This is a genomic window from Aeromonas sobria (assembly GCF_050266975.1).
Taxonomy (GTDB): domain Bacteria; phylum Pseudomonadota; class Gammaproteobacteria; order Enterobacterales; family Aeromonadaceae; genus Aeromonas; species Aeromonas sobria_B.
This window is the reverse complement of the sequence record NZ_JBKISU010000012.1, coordinates 61,335-76,941: the sequence shown is the minus strand read 5'-3', so window position 1 is coordinate 76,941 and position 15,607 is coordinate 61,335. Positions and strand designations below refer to the sequence as shown.

The window sequence follows — 15,607 nt, the reverse complement described above, 5'->3', positions numbered from 1 at the left end:
CGCGCCGGGGTGCGGTGGCGCGGAGAGTCGGTGTGTTCCGGCGTCAGTGATCCGGATTGAGCGCCCGCAGGCGCATGGCAATCTTCTGGCGCAAGGTGCCGACCCCCACCTTGCCGTGCAGTTGTTCGGCCTGGCCCAGCCAGTGGTCGGCCTGCTCCAGGGTGTCGCTGTCCCCCACGGCGCTGGGGCGGGGCTGGCCGTCGTGGTCGCGCAGCAGCAGGCAACCGGCGGCCTTGAACCACTTGGCGGTCAGCCGCTCGTTGAGACGCCAATCACAGCGCACCTTGTCAAACACCCGGGAGAACCAGGGCTCGACGGCGTGCCCCTCGGCCGCTTGCTTCTCGGCCCACTCCAGCACGGTGTCAGCCACAAAATGAGCCCAGTCGCGCTTGATGTTGGTCGGGGTGCGTTGGCCCTGGGCGATGGCGAGATCCGCCCAGGCGATGCCGGCGTCGAAGTCGCCAACGTCAAAGGCCCAGATGATGAGGCGCTGAAACAGCTCGTTCTGGTAGGGCTGGCCCGATTCGCTGACGGCGGCCAGATAGCGCTCCACATAGGGGCGGTACTTGGGCATCAGCTCGTCCCGTTTCATGTTCACCCGGTCGCCGATGCGGGCCAGTTTGCGCAGCCGGATCATGTCCTGCTCCAGGGCAATCAGTTGCAGGTGCAGGCTGTCGGCCACCGCGCCGGTGGCCACGCCTGAGCTGGCGACCTGTTGGGCCCCCTGCACGGCGCTCACGCGCTGCTTGTGACGTTGACCGGGTGAGCTCATGGCTTAGGCCTCGGGGGTCGCCGGCGCGGCGCCGATCTCGATGTCAGCCTCTTCGAAGCCGCCATAGGCCAGGTGCTCGCCCAGGGCATAGCCTTCCATGCGCCAATACTGGTTATCGAAGCACTTGCGATCCTGGTTATCGTCCGCCTTGCGCTTGCGGGTGCCGCGCTGGGTGTAGATGTGCAGGTTGTCCAGGGTGGTGACCACCATCCGCTTGCCCGGGAAGAAGGGCGGGATGTAGGCGCGGCGCCCGGCGATGGATTCGGCCAGCTTCTGGGCGGCGATCTGCTCGCTCGGCTTGGTGGCTTCGCTGTAGAGCTTGGCCTGGGCGGCGGCGATGAGATCGGTACCGACCAGCACCACCAGACGCGGGTCCTGGCGGAACAGGGGGTCGATGGTGGTGTTGATAAGGTCGGAGGCCATCTCGTCCAGGGTCTTGTAATCGCCATGGCCGTCCGGGTCGAAGTAGATCTTCTTGCCGGCCTCGGCCTTGATGATCTGGCTGCCGTCGTTCCACTCGCGGGCGATCTGGTGCCAGCCCTTGTTGACGTCTTCCCCCAGCGGGTGCTCGGCGGGATCGGTATCGGCGGCCGCTTCCACGCCGTTCCAGCCGACCCGCAGCATGTCCAGGGCAAAGGCCTTGTTGATGAAATCGCCCACCAGGCGCAGGAACTCGCCCTCGCTGCCGGCGTTGGCCCAGACGCACAGGGTCGCCCAGTCCAGAGAGGCGCAGGAGTCTGTCTCGGTCAGTTCGTAGGTGTTGCCATCGACGCCGATCTTGCCGTTGAAGCGGCCGTTTTTCTTGCGGCCGGTGAACAGCTTGCCGATGCCGACTTGGACCACCTGACCCTTGATCTGATCCACGTCCAGACAGGTGATGAGGCCGAGGAACTCGACGGAGGCGAGCAGGGCGGCGCGCAAGCCGGTTTCTACCGGGCCGGTGACGCTGAACTGCTTGGCCAGGGCGTTGACGGGAATGCCGTAGGCCTTGGCTAGGGCATTGCTGTATTGCTCCAGGCGCTGCATGGCCTGGACTGTGAGGGTCTGACTCATGAGCCTTCCTTAAAATACGCTGGGGGTGTCGTCACCGCCGAGGGCGCCCGGACGCTGGCCCGGCTTCTCGACGGAGAACTGGTCGATCTTGGTGTTCAGCTCGCCGAACTTGTCGGTCAGGCTGGCCAGGGTCTGCTCCAGCTTGTTGAACTGCTCGGCGGTGATGCCGGGGTTCTCTTCCACCTTGTCGGGCTCGGTGGTCGTGGGAGCGGGTTGCTCGGGGGTGGGCTTGGCGTCCAGCTTGGCGCTGAAGCCATCGATCTTGGTGCCAAGGCCAGTGAGGGCCCCCAGCATTTGATCGAACTGTTCTGGTTTCATTTCCTCATCCTCGGGTTGGCTGGGGGTGGGGTGGGGCTCCTGCTCGCCGTGGCTGGCCAGGAAGCTGAAAAACTTGGCGATCAGGCCGTCGGCCTTCTCGTGCTTGGGCAGCTTGAACGCGGAGAGATCCAGCTGTTCGCTGGCGCCGATGGTGTGGCCTTTGTGCTTGGTGTTGAATTTGAGGCGCGTGGTCCCGAGGCTGGCTGGCTCGTCTGTGACGCCAAGGCCCAGCAGATAGGTGCGCCCGGTGTCGGCGAAGTTCTCGAAGGGCTCGATGGAGCAGAACTGATACTGGCCGTTCTGGTTGTAGTAGATGAGATCCCGATTCGGGCAGAGGATGGCGAACAGCTTGAGCTTGCCATCGACCTCCACGGTTTTGAGCGCTTGCACCACGCCGAAGTTTGACCAGCGATCGTGCTCCGGCCACAGCAAGGCCGTATAGAAATCGGGGTCGTAGGTCTCGGCCATGTCGGTGAGCCAGTCGCGGGTAATATCCCGCCCGTCCACCGCTTTGCCTTCGGTGGCGATACAGACCCAATCTGTTCTTAAGGTTGTTGCGCTCATGCCTGCTCCCAATTGATGCGGGCTCAGGCTATCGGGTCGGCAAGGGCTATTCATCTGGTTGTGTTCGGCGGGATTCGGATCCAGCAGGAAATCCGAATTGCTCAGAACATCAGTGGGATAAGTGGGAGGAGGGGGCTGGCTATGATGGCGCCATCATTCACCGGATGGAGGCGCCGTGGCGTACCCCGAAGAGATCCGCAATGCGGCGAAGGGACTCTACCTTAAACGATGGACACCCCAGGAGATCAAGGACGAACTGGGGCTCAACTCCTGTCGCATCATCTACTACTGGGCCGAAAAGCTCGGCTGGCGCGACCTACTGACCGAAGAAGCGGTCGAGGATGCCATTAATCGCCGGGTGCAGGTGTTGCTGCATCGGGAGAAGAAAACCCCGGGCGAGCAGGAGGAGCTGGACAGGCTCATCGGCCACCATGTCAGCCTCAAAGAGAAGGCGCTCAAGTGGGCCGAGCGCGAGCAGGCCCTTAAGGCCCTGCGTGAGCAAGGGCATGAGCCCGGGCCCAGCCGTGGCAAGCGTGAGCGCGGCAACCAGGCTGGCGGCAGCCGCAAGGGCGGCAAGAAGGGCAAGAACGAGATCGGTCACCTGACCGAGGCCGACTTTACCGAATGGCTGGGCACCCTGTTCGGTTACCAGCTGCGGGTGCGGGAGGCCAAGAACGACCCGGCGCTGCCGCGTACTCGCAACATCTTGAAGTCCCGCCAGATCGGCATGACCTACTACTTCGCCGGCGAGGCGCTTGAGGATGCCATTCTGACCGGCGGCAATCAGATCTTCCTGTCCGCCACCCGGGCCCAGGCGGAGGTGTTCCGCTCCTACATCTGCAAGATTGCCCAGACCTTCCTGGGGGTCACCCTGACCGGTAACCCCATCGTCTTGTCGAACGGGGCTGAGCTTATTTTTTGCTCCACCAACTCCAACAGCGCCCAGTCTCGCTCCGGCAACGTCTACATCGATGAATATTTCTGGATCCCCAACTTCGAGCGGCTCTCCGATGTCTCCAGCGCCATGGCCACCCAAAGCCACTGGCGCAAGACCTACTTCTCCACACCGTCGAGCAAGGTGCACGAAGCGTACCGGTTCTGGACAGGGGATCGCTGGAAGGGTACTCGCCCAAGTCGGCAGGCTATCGACTTCCCTGGTGAAGATGACCTGCGCGACGGCGGCCGTGTCTGCCCTGACAGGCAGTGGCGCTACGTCATCACCATCGAGGATGCCATACGGCTGGGCTGCAACCTTATCGACATCGAGGAGCTCAAGGATGAGTACCCGGAGGAGGTGTTCGACCGCCTCTACATGTGCCGCTTTATCGACGATGCCCTGTCGGTGTTCAAGTTCCAGGATATGGAGCGGGCAGGGGTAGACCCGTCCCGGTGGGAGGACTACAAGCCCGGGCGGCCTGATCCGTTCGGGCGGCGCGAGGTGTGGCTGGGTTACGACCCGAGTCGCACCCGCGACAACGCCACCCTGGTGGTGGTCGCCCCGCCCACCGTCGCCGGCGAGCGCTTCCGGGTGCTGGAAAAGCACTACTGGCGCGGGCTCAACTTCCAGTTTCAGGCCCAGGAGATCACCCGCATCGCCAAGAAATTCCGGGTCACGTATCTCGGGGTCGACGTGTCCGGCATCGGCGCCGGGGTGTTTGACCTCTTGAAGCCGGTCTTCAAAGGGGTGTGCCACCCCATCAACTACAGCATCGAGAGCAAGTCGCGGCTGGTGCTCAAGATGATCGATGTGGTGGAAGCGAACCGCATCGAGTGGGACAGCTCGGATCGGGATATCCCGCTCGCCTTCCTCGCCATCAAGCGCAGCACCACCGGTGGCGGTCAGATGACGTTCCGGGCCGCCCGGGACAACGTGACCGGACACGCCGACGTCTTTTTTGCCATCGCCCACGCCGTGGCGAACGAGCCCCTCGATACCCACCGCAAACGCAAATCCACCTGGGCAACCAGCCAGGAGAAGAAGGCAGCATGACCAAACGAAAGCAACCGGCCCAGGCGGCCACCTCACCCAACCGCGGCGCTGTGGCCTTCAGCATGCCGGAGGCCATCGACCCCACGGCCTGGATGACTGATTACACCGGGGTGTTCTACAACCCCTATGGGGAATATTACCAGCCCCCCATCGAGCGCAAGGGGCTGGCCAAGGTGGCCCGTGCCAACGCCCACCACGGGGCCATCCTGATGGCGCGCCGCAACATGGTCGCCGGTCGCTTCACCAACCAGCGCGCCACCATCACGGCGTTCGTGCACAACTATTTGCAGTTCGGAGATGCGGGCCTGCTCAAACTGCGCAACGGCTTTGGCCAGGTGGTGGGGTTGCACCCGCTCTCCAGCGTCTACCTGCGCCGGCGCGAGGATGGTTGCTTTGTCTACCTGCAGCAGGGCAAGCCGAACCTGATTTACCACCCGGAGGATGTGATCTGGCTGGCCCAGTACGATCCCGAGCAGCAGGTCTATGGCATGCCCGATTACCTGGGGGGCTTGCAGTCGGCCCTGCTCAACCAGGACGCCACCCTGTTTCGGCGCAAATACTTCCTCAACGGCGCCCACATGGGATTCATCTTCTACGCCACCGACCCGAATATGGACGACGACACCGAGGAGGAAATGAAGGAGATGATCGCGAACTCCAAGGGGGTGGGGAACTTCCGCTCTATGTTCGTGAACATCCCGGACGGCAAGCCCGATGGTATCAAGCTGATCCCGGTGGGGGATATCGCCACCAAGGACGAGTTCGCCGCCATCAAGGGGATCACCGCCCAGGATGTATTGACTAGCCACCGCTTTCCGGCGGCTCTGGCTGGCATCATCCCGACCAATGGCGGGGGAGGGCTCGGGGATCCCGAGAAGTACGACGCCACCTATGCCAGGAACGAGGTGTTGCCTCTGTGCGAGTTGGTGCAGGACGCCATCAGCAGCGCTGGACTCCCTCGATCCCTCTGGGTCGATTTTCGGGAGAATATCGGTTCAACTGTATAAACAAACAGTGTTTGCTGTGGCAAGATAGGCTATTGATTTAGATGGAAAAGGGGGGCGTAATGCGGGTTTATTGCAAAGTGTGTGGCCAGCGGGGCCGCATTACCAAGACCAACCGACTTAGCGATGATGTCTCGGATCTCTATTGCCAGTGCACAGACGCCGAGTGTGGCCACAGCTGGGTGGCCACCTTGTCGTTCGCCCACACCCTAAGCCCCTCGGCCAAGACCACAAACCAGCTGGTGCTGAGCCTGATGGGCTCGCTAACACCAGAGGGGCGACAGATGGTACTGAAAGGACTGGGGGCGCAATAGCGCCCTCAGTTGTTATTCACAATTAACCTAATACCGTCATACTCTGCTCGTGTGATCTTGTTGCGATCTTACTTCTAGTTAAGTGGCAAAAGATTGTTGGCTAGAAGTAGTGGCACAGTAAAAACAATATAGGTTTTGTTGAGTCAACCCCAACAGTTACAATCCTGACCACAGCCACCTGGCATGTAGCAGCCTGGATCGATAGGAGGCGAACTCAAATCCTGAGCCTGATATGGAGTACGTAACGTACCGTGAATAAATTTAGAGTTTTCCCAAGAATAAATTACACCAGCATCTCGTATATCACAATGATAGCAATGCATATCCCAACTAAAATTCTCATATAGAAAATCGTGAACCTGCTCTCTCATTTCCATTGGCGTGACATAAAACCATTCGGAATATTTTCCTGATGTTTCATGAGGTATACATTCATATAGCTCATTTAGGAAAATTTTTACGGAGCTTTCTATTAAGGCCACTTTTTTAGGACTAACACCATCTTTTATTTTGAAAGAGCAAAAGAGAGTGTAAAAAGGATTCTGACTTCCACTCGCTCTGGTTCTCAGTAAGCCTGTAGTCAATCCAATTTTGGCCATGGTTGGACGCTGGATATCAGTCCCAATATAAATCCAATTCACCATTGAATGTTCTTGCCGGAGCATTTCTTGCTCAAGCCACTCAGCTTTATAGTCATGTCCAAAAGCGTTACCCGCCATTTCAACCTCTTAGTGTTTTACTATTCAAGATGTTAGCTAGATTTATACACCAAAGAAACCTACAGTGATTATGTTGAAGGCGGTTTTAAGCCGTTAATATAGCCTTTCATATAACTCCCTATTACTCCCTATTACTTTCATAACTGACACTGAAAAATCATTTAGTTCATGATAGAGCTAGACTATGCCTGTTGTCCATATATTCGTATGACCCTGATTATTTTGGGTTTCATATCTTCTGCTGTTCGAAAAATCCACATTGGGCGATGGCAAGCTCCAAAAACCTCGTCTTCTTGAACAAGCTAGAACTGTGATCAAGGCGACACATTATATGACGAAGCTGCCCTGAGAGTAGGGTGGAGGAACGAGATAGAAAAAGAGGGGATATTCTGATGAGGTCAGACTAGCAAGCCCTGAGCGATGTTTACTGAGAATTATCTGGTGGCTGCTTTTGCATGTTGATGGTGGTCAGTCACTACCTAGTACAGTGCAGGCCGGTGCCACTCTGGTCGACATTCACCGGCACCAAGCCTTCCACAAGATCATATTTAGTTAATGGGCTGGCGTTAGCCAGTCCCAGAGAGAGAAAAGAACAATTTGAGGTACTTGTTAGGAAATTTTTTTGGCAATGAGCGTTACGCCTTCCGTGTAGCTATAACCATACCCGTAGCCATATCCGCCACCGCCATGATTCATGCCACCAAATTTGACTTCGTATTTATAGTCATATGCTCCAGAAGTAACCGACTCTATTGCTACAACTTCATACCCTTGGCTATTTAGCTCTTCAGTCGCAGCAGCAATGTCGTTTGCTAAGCGATGACCATCAATCTCACGATCAGACCAACCTGTTTGTTCCCATGATTTTTGTTTGCGTGTAACGTCTTTTTCACCGCCAAAAAAGCCCTTTTTTGTTTCCCCAGTAGGAACCTTGATCGTGACTTCTTTGCCAATAGGCTTGAAATAAGCTTCAACATAAACAACTTTGTTCAATTTTTATCTCCTGACTTCCTAACTGTGAATAAATTGCATTATCACTTCATGGCACATTTGAGAACTGTGCAGAAAAATCACTTTTAAATCATGATATTACTTGCACATATCAGTTGTCTAGGTGTATTCGTTTGCCTCCTCTGTTTGCGGCAGGCGTCCTTTTTGCACTTCATGCCAGTTCTTTGCTGTCGTGGTCCTGCTCCAGCATCCATTGCGGTGCATCCAGCCCCTCCAATACCCGCCACATCTCGGACTGATAGGGCTGCGGCAGCATCTCTATCCAGCGGTGCGCCCCGGCGTGGCCCTGCGCCTTGTAGACCTTGCCGCACAGCTCAACCAGCATCGGCCAGTCCTCATCGCCTTCCGGTACTGCGTACTCATCCGCCTGGTTCTGTACTTCTGGCTCCTGGCCTTCTGGTTGCCAATCCGGTTCGCTCGGGATCACATAGCTCGACTGCACCTGGCCGTTCTCAAGCCAGAGAGTGAAGCCGTCCGTGCTGATGCTGGCACCTGAGCGCAAACGCCCGATAGAGAAGGGAGATAAACCCCATTGCTCTGCCATCAACTGATCCGCGAACGCCTCAGGATCCGGTAGCGTACAGTTATTGTCAGAGCTCCAAGGAGCCGGGCTGTCGCCCGACTGAACCCCAACCCCCCAAGCCGAACCCTCGGCGGCCTTGGTGGCCTCGAAGGTGCCTGCTGGCACGACTTCCCACCCGGTCAGCCGGGTGCGCACACCCAGGCGGGCTGTGTGCAGGCCCATCAGGCGCTTGATGTCTTCGCCATAAGCGTTGGCTTGCTCCTCGATGAGGTGGGCCAGCTTGATGGGGTGTTCGGCCCGGGTGGCCATTGCGCCGCCCATGGCGTGCAGGTAGCAGCGAAAGATGCCGTTATCCGCGGCATAGCGGGCCGCCTCAAAGCGCGGGTCTTGCAACACCGGTTTGGGTGGGCCCACTAGGTCGCCATGCTTCTTGGCGTTGCTGATGCGGCGCAGCTCGCGCCAGACCCCGACAGGGGCGCCGCCTATTTGTTGGAAGGTGCGGATCCCCCACCAACTGGCCCAGGCACACGCATGCTGCGCCCCTTGATCAGCAGGGGTGCCAGACTCTTGATCACCATCCACATGCTCGCCATCGATGTTCTTGGCGATATAGGCGGCGATGTAGCCGGTGGCGTCGCCTTTGGCCGGATCTATCTCCTTCCAGTCAAAGCGGGGTTTGATGTCAGTGAAGGGCGGGCGCCCCTGGATATCGCGCACCAGCTCCTGATGATCATCGGTGAGGGCATAGCGTTGCAGCGTGCTGATCACCCGCCATTTGTTGGCAGGTCGCATAAACAGCAGCATGTGCCAGTGCGGGGTACCGTCGTGATGTGGCTCGCACACCCGAAAGCCATAGACGGGGGCATCGGCACGCTTGAGGGCGGCCCGGGTCAAGCTCCACAGCTTGGCCAGATAGGCACAGGTTTCCCGCGGGGTCGCGCCCTCGTATTTCTCATTTTCGACCGTCTTGCCATCGCGACCGGTCTTCCAGGCATGAAAGCGGGAAGGGGCCGTCCAGGTGAAGAAGACCCCCACATGACCCTGCTCTTCGGCGTAGTCCTCAAAGCCGCGCATCCGCACCATCATCTCGTTGCGGCGATTGACCGGGTTGGCGTTGCTGGCCTCCCAGCAATCCTTCATCGAGACAACCAGGTCGTGTTGGGTGTTCATCACCTCCGACTCGGCCAGCCAGCGCATCATGGCCCGCTTGCGCTCGCGCACCACCTTCATGGTGGCGTTCGACACATACGCCGATACTCCCTTGCGCACCTTGCCGAGCAGGATGTTGATGTGCTCCTGCAGACGGTCCCAGGTGCGATTGATGCGTTTCTCCCACCACTTGGCCGAGAGCAGGCGCACCATCACGCTCAGGATCCAGTTATCACGCACCTCCTCTGTCTTGAACTCAGGCAGCTCCCCAATAAAGCCCCACTGGTCGGCAGGTTGGCGGATGACCTCCCAGGTCAGCAGCAGATCCGGCTCATCGCCGGCTTTGATGCCCTGCTCGATGTTGTGCCAGATGGCGGCCGTCTGATTGGCAAACTGGTGCGCCACCCGCTTGCGGCCCTCCTCATCGCGCAGGTGCTGGGGGTCTACCGGGATCGCCTGGATAAGACTTCTCACCCGCTTGGTCCGTTCGCGCAGCCAGATATTGGCATTGCGGGCGTGACGGGTGCTGCCATCCTTGCGACGGCGCACGTACTGTTTGAACAGGGTCTGGCTGAGCTGGGGGGAGAGGCCATCGAGCAGTTGCACGGCCCAGACCAGATCGCTCTGGCCCGGGGTGCCGGTGAAGACGGGGCCGAGGGCGCTGGTGTCGATGTCGGGCAGGGCGTTGGAAAGGGTATCGATGCGCTGCCGCAGTGTCCTTTTGGACAGCGGCAGCCGGGTAGTGCGGTGGTTCATCGGGTGGCAATACCTGCTAGCGTATTGAGGCCACAGCGGCGGGACTTGATCACGTGAGCGGAGTGGGCGCAGATCCGGCGGGCCGCTGCGCACTGGCGCAGGGTCAACGCTATGGTGGCCCTTGGCCTGGGGGACAGGTGGCGGCATTCCAACAAGTGGCGTTGGTACCCACGCAGGCGAGCACTGGCGCCCCGCAGGTCTTCCCACCACCAACCCAAGTCCCGCTCCATTGCTGAGATCAGGGAGGGGCTCATCGTATGTGTTCCCCCTGGCCATGGAGCGGGGCGCACTCGTGCCACCAGTCGCCGATCTCCCGGGCCAGGGCGGTTTCACCCTGGCCCAGCGCCAGCCAGTAGACAGAGCGCACGGCGCCGAGCGCCAGCAGCTCCCGAGCGATGTCTCTATCCCCCCGGGCCTCGCCGCCGGCGGCGATAAACTCGCCCCGGGCCGCCAGCCAGTGGGTGGTCAGCTGGTTGTGAGCGGGGGCCATGTCAGTCCCTGCGTCTTCCTCATCGCTGCCATCATCCAGCAGCTCGGCCGGATTACTGGTGGCGACCAGTTGGATCTGGATGTACTGCTGACCGGAGTAAACCCCGCCCAGGGCGATGCGGTTATCCTCGGCGTTGGCGGCGAACATGTCGGCCAGCAGCCCTTCGACCAGCTTGGGCGCCTGGCGGGCAATGGTGATGGCGTCGCTCATGGGCAAACCCTCCGATTCAGATGAACAAACAACAGGTGCCAGCGTTGGTGGAGCAGGGCTTGAGCCCGTATACCGGGGGCGTCGCTGCCGCGGTAGGCATGTGCGCGGCGGGCCCGGGTGGCCAATCCCTTGGACAGATCGGCGATGGCCGCCGTAGCGGCCTGTTGGCTGATGGGATGAAAGAGCTTGCTCATGCCACCCCCTCGACGATCAGCACCCGGCCGGAGCTGAGGTTTTCCAGGCGGGCATAGTGGCGCAGCCCCCGCAGCCAGGTGGTGCCGCAGTTGCTGTAACCGCGGCTGACCAGGTAGGCATTGGCCTGGGTGAGGTTGGGCACTGTGTGGCGAGTGATCACGGCGGCCATGGTCATGCCTCCTCTGGGGTGGTGCTCGGCTGGGCTTGCCCAGTCAGCAGCCAGTCGCAGTGATGTTTCAGCTCCGGGTGATTGGCGATCAGCAGAAACAGGCCGCCGCCAATCTCGCGGTATCCCAGTTCGTAGTTCTTGAGCGTGGTGGGCGGGATCCCCAGCTGATCGGCAAACATCGGGCGGCTCAGCTTCAACTGCTCCCGCAACTGGCGCAGACGCTTGGCGGCATGGTGATTGAGCAGGTTGATTTGGGTCGGTTGTGCGTTCATGGTCAGGCTCCTTGTGATGGGGTGCAGGGATGGATGCGGCTGAACAGGGAGGCCCAAGCCAGCGCGGTGGATCGCTCGATAACCGCAATTCCGTCAGGGTGTTGAGTCAGGCGGGCGCCATACCGGCCCGCCAGCTTGCGTTGTTGGATGCGAAGGTTGCGCAGTGCGCAGGGGATAGCTAAAGTTGTCATGTCGACTTCCTTGAGAGTTGTTGATACCGGCCCGCTTGGAGTTGCTGCTCCTAATGCGGGCTTTTTTATTGCCCGATTGGCCGTGGGCCCTGCCTGCTCATTTCGATGCCAGCTGCAATAGCTCGCTTCTGCTGCAGTTTTGCTGTCCTCTCTTTTTTCTCTCTTTCGATATCTCCTATGGATCTGGTCCTTGGTGCCGGGTGCCATTCCCTGCGGTCACAGCCACCACGAAATGCGGATTGATAATCCAGCGCAATCACGGCCAGTCTGATTGCCTCGCGCCGTGCATATGGAAGCGATGACAGTGTTGCGGTCACTAGTTCATTCCGTGACTGGCGGGCGATGGCGCAAATCGCGGCTTTCTTGGTTGAACTGAGCGCCAGCCAGTCGGTATCCAGACTGGAGCGATACTTGCCGAACATCTCACGCAGGTTTAAGAAGCCTGCGGTGTTCATGACTGCCTGTTGCATTGGGGTCAGGCCAGCCAAATTGATTTGCTCATAGTCGATGCGTTGCGTTTGCATGGTGGTTTCCCCTTCACATGGTCGCGGCCTGCACCAGGATGTCTGATGCACAGGCCAGGGCTGGCACCGCCTGAAAGCGGGCCTCGATGTCGTGGATCAAGATGGCGAGCGACCCCATGGCCGAGGTGGCCACGCTTACCAGGGTGTTGCGCTCCGAGCGGGTGATCCGGCCGCGGTCTGTCAGTTCCAGTGCTCGCTGGCCAATGCTGGCGATCTTGGCGTTCAGGTCGATAGCCTGATGGGGCAGGGAAGGGGCCCGCTCTGCCTGCGGGATGGCCACGGCGGTCAAACCACAGCCAAACAGGGCACCATCGAACAGGGTTTCATCCCCCTCGCTTGCCTGGGTGATGGCAATCAACTCGGCCACCGTCAGCTCGTGGGGTTGGTCGGGGTTTAACTTGTTGCGCAGGAGCTGCGGATTCATGCCAGCCCGCTGGGCGATCTCGGCCATGTTGTGACTGGCGGCAAAGCGTTGGCAGGCGCTGATCCAGTGCGGATGTTTGCTGGCGTATTCGGTAAACATGCGAGCGTCTCCTTGACCCGTTATGGTGTCTGCAGGTTCACGCGAGCGTCATGGTGACGTAGCGCTCGCCCTGATAACGGGCCTGCATGTACAGGGCGAAAAGGTTGACCTCGCGGGGTGCGCCCGGGCCGTCTTGCAAGATGGGCAACTGGCCGCGGTCGGCGCGCTTTTTAACGGCCCCAATCGTCAAGCCCTGGCGCTTGGCGTACTCCTCCAGGCTTTCGCTGACGCGATTGCCAAAGGGGTAATCGAGCGGCAACTGGCTCACATCGCTGGGAATACGGATGGGTTTGGTTCGAGTAACCATGGTGAATCCTTCTCAGGGGGTTCAAACACAAGGGGTTGGTTGTCAGGAGGCACTGCCTGATAGGGCGCTTGCCGCGGCCATGGCTCGCTTCACACACGGGAAATCCGCGGGAGTGGCCGCTGGATCGACGCGTTGTGTGTCTCGCCCTTGGTCGGGTTGAGCGGTGACGTCAGCTTTAAGCTGACCGCCTGTCAGCACCTCGATCTGGTAGGCGCGGCCTATGGGGATGGTTTTGTCCCACTTGCTAACAGCGGCATGAGAGACCCCAATGGCCTTGGCGATGGCAGTGATGCTGCCGAAGTGTTCTAAAACGTCATGTTTCTGCATTTTCGACCTCACAAATGTAACCTAAGGATCATTTCTGGTCGGAATGTAACTTATGGAACGAACGGGAGTCAAGAGAGTTTGATACTTAAGTGTTATTTTGGGGTGGTAACTTAGGTTTCATGGAAACGATCAATGACCGCATCACTGCCAGCCGGCAGGCACAGAAAATGAGTAAGGCTGAGCTTGCCCGACGTGTTGGTATTTCCCATGCGTCCGTTAGCAAGTGGGAGTCGGGACTTAACCAGCCAAAAGGTCGCTATCTCAATGATTTAGCGGCAGCGCTGGGGGTCTCTGTTAACTGGCTTCTGACTGGTGACGGGGAGGTTAGGGGACAGACTGCACCGGAAGTGGTGCCCGGATATCATAACGTCGAACCGGCCGTGATCCCGCAAGGAACGCGTGTACCGGTGCTGAGTTATGTCCAGGCCGGCAACTGGCGTGAGATGTGTGAGCAGGCCACCACCTTCGATGGCAACGTCGAGTATGTATCAGCCAGCGCCGACATTGGCCCTTGTGGTTTCGGCCTCTGGCTGCGGGGCGATTCTATGCTGCCGCAGTTCAAGGAAGGGGATCTCATCATCGTTGACCCAGACGAAGCGCCTCATCCAGGTGACTTCGTTGTGGCCAAGAATGGCAGCGAAGAGGCTACCTTCAAGAAGTACCGGCCCCGCGGCATCGACGAGAACGGGCAAGAGGTGTTTGAGCTGGTCCCCCTCAATGACGATTACCCCACCATGCACTCCGACCGGCAGCACATCCAGATCATCGGCGTGATGGTAGAACACAGATCATATAGAAAAAGACAAACAGGGCGCTAAGGCGCCTTTTTCACTGGGATAAAGAAAATGTGGGTGTGGCATGGCAGCTAGTTTCAAAGATGAGATGGATGGGACTTCTTGGGAAAATTTTTGCGAAGTTATGCTCAGAAAATATTTCACTTGGAAGTGTTTCTTCTCTGTGCCTCATGAAGACCGAGGTGACCACGGTATAGAGTTTTACACATCATGTGGAACAATATTTCAATGTTATTGCCCAAAGCAGCAATACTCCATGGAAGAGTATAAGAAAAAAATCCAAGGTAAAATAAATAAAGATTTAAACAAACTCAAAGAGTGTGATGCTGAGATATCAGCGATGCTAAATGGAATTAAGATTAAGGCTTGGGTTTTAGTTATACCATTTAATAAAAGTAGAGAGTTGTTGAAATATTGCGCTAGAAAAACAACGGAATTAAAAAAAGATGCGCCCTCATTTATCGATGCTGGCAATTTTATTGTAAAGATAGAAACTGATGAATCATTTCCCGAAGAATCTCTATATGCACGAAGTTTGATTTCTAAAGAAATAAATTTAAGTGTATCAACTCCCAATGAAGTTGATGTTGAAGCATGGAAAGTCGGCAATTCAGAATTCTATCAAAATGTAATCAGAAAGACTGATAAAATTGCAGCTAAAAACTCAGACTCTTTTAGGAATGATTTGATAGCAAAGTATGTTCAAATAAATGAACTGTTAGATGCTTATCGCGAACAATATCCTGAATTACATGGGCAATTAACATCTATCGCTTTAAATAATTTGCAGGTGTTAAGGGATGATAGCTATTTTGATGCTAGACCCGCGAGTGAGGTTGTAAAAGATCTACTTAAATCAAACAGAGAACAGTTTGAAAAAATTGCGATTTCGAGAGAAAATGTTCAAGTGCTATCATTTGGCTGGATAGCTCAGTGGATCGCTGAATGTCAGATGGATTTCATTGTATGATAGATGATGGTATTAAAAATATAAATGCGGCAATTCAAGTGAGCGATAAAGGTTACCCCTTGCCAATCGAGCTTAGACCTTTATGGAGACTTGGTATTATGTGTTTGTGCATTAAAGTTTTGGGTACAACTGCTCATGGACTTAATGTAAACAAACTTCGAGTTGCAACTTGGATGTTGAATCGCCCTCAATTGTGGGATGAATATTATAAGTCAATGTCAAGTGAACAGGTAAAGCTGCCAACAATTAACATTGACAGTAACACAGATAAAGCGATAGAGCTCGGGATGGCTAAATCCTTTTTCTCATTTTCTGGTGATAACGTAAGTCTTCTTGAAACCGGAAATGAATTATTATCTTTGTGTGATGAACTAAATACTTTCTCTAAAGAGAATGATTTTTTGAATACTATAAAAAGCAAGTTTACTAGTTCTTACATTAATAAAATTATGGGGTGGTAAA

The 15,607-nt window shown here is 57.0% G+C and carries 19 protein-coding genes; 6 read left to right on the top strand and 13 right to left on the bottom strand.

Features of this window, described 5'->3' with window-relative positions; translation table 11 throughout:
- Positions 1 to 43: 43 nt before the first annotated feature.
- The 3 genes from ACLHZ1_RS08900 to ACLHZ1_RS08890 are packed head-to-tail and all read right to left on the bottom strand — an operon-like array spanning position 44 to position 2,707.
- Positions 44 to 772 (bottom strand): terminase endonuclease subunit, encoded by a 729-nt coding sequence (locus tag ACLHZ1_RS08900; RefSeq protein WP_427261786.1) that lies wholly within the window; start codon positions 770 to 772, stop codon positions 44 to 46.
- Between the two features lie 3 nt (positions 773 to 775).
- A complete protein-coding gene (locus tag ACLHZ1_RS08895; protein WP_427261785.1) occupies positions 776 to 1,825 on the bottom strand; it encodes a phage major capsid protein, P2 family in 1,050 nt (349 codons plus the stop codon).
- A 9-nt stretch (positions 1,826 to 1,834) separates the two neighbouring features.
- Positions 1,835 to 2,707 carry a GPO family capsid scaffolding protein gene (locus tag ACLHZ1_RS08890; RefSeq protein ID WP_427261784.1) on the bottom strand — a complete coding sequence of 291 codons (873 nt, stop codon included), beginning with the start codon at positions 2,705 to 2,707 and terminating at the stop codon, positions 1,835 to 1,837.
- 175 nt (positions 2,708 to 2,882) lie between these two features.
- On the opposite strand from ACLHZ1_RS08890, the gene ACLHZ1_RS08885 reads away from it, so the two are divergent.
- From ACLHZ1_RS08885 to ACLHZ1_RS08875, 3 genes are read left to right on the top strand one after another with little or no spacing between them, the layout of a single operon-like run.
- Positions 2,883 to 4,697, top strand: a complete 1,815-nt coding sequence (locus ACLHZ1_RS08885) for a terminase large subunit domain-containing protein (protein ID WP_427261783.1) — start codon at positions 2,883 to 2,885, stop codon at positions 4,695 to 4,697.
- On the top strand, positions 4,694 to 5,704 hold the full coding sequence (locus ACLHZ1_RS08880) for a phage portal protein (RefSeq protein ID WP_427261782.1): 1,011 nt from the start codon (positions 4,694 to 4,696) through the stop codon (positions 5,702 to 5,704). Before ACLHZ1_RS08885 ends, ACLHZ1_RS08880 begins: the two co-directional genes overlap by 4 nt.
- A gap of 59 nt (positions 5,705 to 5,763) precedes the next feature.
- The gene (locus ACLHZ1_RS08875) at positions 5,764 to 6,015 is read left to right on the top strand and encodes an ogr/Delta-like zinc finger family protein (RefSeq protein WP_017786922.1); all 252 of its coding nucleotides are present in this window, start codon (positions 5,764 to 5,766) and stop codon (positions 6,013 to 6,015) included.
- Positions 6,016 to 6,158: 143 nt separating this feature from the next.
- Here ACLHZ1_RS08875 and ACLHZ1_RS08870 read toward each other — a convergent pair whose 3' ends face one another.
- From ACLHZ1_RS08870 to ACLHZ1_RS08825, 10 genes are all read right to left on the bottom strand, one after another.
- Positions 6,159 to 6,734 carry a GIY-YIG nuclease family protein gene (locus ACLHZ1_RS08870; protein ID WP_427261781.1) on the bottom strand — a complete coding sequence of 192 codons (576 nt, stop codon included), beginning with the start codon at positions 6,732 to 6,734 and terminating at the stop codon, positions 6,159 to 6,161.
- 609 nt (positions 6,735 to 7,343) lie between these two features.
- Positions 7,344 to 7,727, bottom strand: coding sequence for a hypothetical protein (locus ACLHZ1_RS08865; protein WP_427261780.1), 384 nt, complete (start codon positions 7,725 to 7,727; stop codon positions 7,344 to 7,346).
- Between the two features lie 169 nt (positions 7,728 to 7,896).
- Complete coding sequence (locus ACLHZ1_RS08860; protein WP_427261779.1) at positions 7,897 to 10,173, bottom strand: replication endonuclease; 2,277 nt, start codon at positions 10,171 to 10,173, stop codon at positions 7,897 to 7,899.
- A gap of 250 nt (positions 10,174 to 10,423) precedes the next feature.
- Positions 10,424 to 10,873: a hypothetical protein gene (locus tag ACLHZ1_RS08855; protein ID WP_427261778.1), complete on the bottom strand. Its 450-nt coding sequence runs from the start codon at positions 10,871 to 10,873 to the stop codon at positions 10,424 to 10,426.
- Positions 10,874 to 11,063: 190 nt separating this feature from the next.
- On the bottom strand, positions 11,064 to 11,237 hold the full coding sequence (locus tag ACLHZ1_RS08850) for a hypothetical protein (RefSeq protein WP_427261777.1): 174 nt from the start codon (positions 11,235 to 11,237) through the stop codon (positions 11,064 to 11,066).
- Positions 11,238 to 11,239: 2 nt separating this feature from the next.
- The gene (locus tag ACLHZ1_RS08845) at positions 11,240 to 11,509 is read right to left on the bottom strand and encodes a helix-turn-helix domain-containing protein (RefSeq protein WP_427261776.1); all 270 of its coding nucleotides are present in this window, start codon (positions 11,507 to 11,509) and stop codon (positions 11,240 to 11,242) included.
- A gap of 256 nt (positions 11,510 to 11,765) precedes the next feature.
- A complete protein-coding gene (locus tag ACLHZ1_RS08840; RefSeq protein ID WP_427261775.1) occupies positions 11,766 to 12,224 on the bottom strand; it encodes a hypothetical protein in 459 nt (152 codons plus the stop codon).
- 13 nt (positions 12,225 to 12,237) lie between these two features.
- On the bottom strand, positions 12,238 to 12,747 hold the full coding sequence (locus ACLHZ1_RS08835) for a phage regulatory CII family protein (RefSeq protein WP_427261774.1): 510 nt from the start codon (positions 12,745 to 12,747) through the stop codon (positions 12,238 to 12,240).
- A gap of 37 nt (positions 12,748 to 12,784) precedes the next feature.
- Positions 12,785 to 13,054 (bottom strand): DNA-binding protein, encoded by a 270-nt coding sequence (locus ACLHZ1_RS08830; RefSeq protein WP_427261773.1) that lies wholly within the window; start codon positions 13,052 to 13,054, stop codon positions 12,785 to 12,787.
- 42 nt (positions 13,055 to 13,096) lie between these two features.
- Complete coding sequence (locus ACLHZ1_RS08825; RefSeq protein ID WP_427261772.1) at positions 13,097 to 13,381, bottom strand: Cro/CI family transcriptional regulator; 285 nt, start codon at positions 13,379 to 13,381, stop codon at positions 13,097 to 13,099.
- A 119-nt stretch (positions 13,382 to 13,500) separates the two neighbouring features.
- Here ACLHZ1_RS08825 and ACLHZ1_RS08820 point away from each other — a divergent pair, with 119 nt between their 5' ends.
- The 3 genes from ACLHZ1_RS08820 to ACLHZ1_RS08810 are packed head-to-tail and all read left to right on the top strand — an operon-like array spanning position 13,501 to position 15,606.
- Positions 13,501 to 14,199: a LexA family protein gene (locus ACLHZ1_RS08820; protein ID WP_427261771.1), complete on the top strand. Its 699-nt coding sequence runs from the start codon at positions 13,501 to 13,503 to the stop codon at positions 14,197 to 14,199.
- A 40-nt stretch (positions 14,200 to 14,239) separates the two neighbouring features.
- Positions 14,240 to 15,145, top strand: coding sequence for a hypothetical protein (locus ACLHZ1_RS08815; RefSeq protein ID WP_427261770.1), 906 nt, complete (start codon positions 14,240 to 14,242; stop codon positions 15,143 to 15,145).
- Positions 15,142 to 15,606, top strand: a complete 465-nt coding sequence (locus ACLHZ1_RS08810) for a hypothetical protein (RefSeq protein ID WP_427261769.1) — start codon at positions 15,142 to 15,144, stop codon at positions 15,604 to 15,606. The genes ACLHZ1_RS08815 and ACLHZ1_RS08810 overlap by 4 nt, the downstream gene beginning before the upstream one ends.
- The last annotated feature ends 1 nt before the right edge of the window (position 15,607 follow it).